We start from the raw sequence: 560 nt of genomic DNA on the forward strand, positions 1-560 counted from the left end.
TCTGTCCCACTCTCTCTGATTTGTTTTGATGAATACTGTATCCATTGAAAATTTTTAGCTAATGCCAAGAGCAATTCGTGCATAGCGGCTCATCTTTTCAACTGTCCAAGCAGGATACCAAACCAATTTCACATCAACAGTTGACACTTCTTCTACGTCAGCCAAAGCATCATGGATCTGATCAGTTAGTAAATCAGCCAAGGGGCATCCCATAGTGGTCAATGTCATATCAATCACGGTTGCACCTGTTTCACCATCAAAATGAATCTCATAAACAAGACCCAAATTGACAATGTCAATTCCAAGCTCAGGATCAATGACTTCTTCCAAGGCATTTAAAATTTTATTCTTGATTACTTCAATTTGCTCTGTTGTATAGGCCATTCTACACTTCCTTTAGTTTCTATTTCGTCTAACCACGATTTCCAAGACTTAGCCAAAGAAGGTCAGGTTAAAGATGTCCGCAGGACCTTCCTCGCTTCCAAAGTTCTTGGCTCGGGTTAAAAATGTCCACTGGACCTAGGTCGCTTCTTCATTTCTAGGCGACCGTTAAAAATGTC

At 40.5% G+C, this 560-nt stretch carries 1 protein-coding gene; it reads right to left on the reverse strand.

Annotated features, from left to right (window positions below; translation table 11 throughout):
- Positions 1-54: 54 nt before the first annotated feature.
- Positions 55-384, reverse strand: a complete 330-nt coding sequence (locus tag BTU61_RS01600) for a metal-sulfur cluster assembly factor (protein ID WP_187539252.1) — start codon at positions 382-384, stop codon at positions 55-57.
- Between the last annotated feature and the right edge of the window lie 176 nt (positions 385-560).

This window comes from Streptococcus lactarius (assembly GCF_016642265.1).
Lineage (GTDB): Bacteria > Bacillota > Bacilli > Lactobacillales > Streptococcaceae > Streptococcus > Streptococcus lactarius.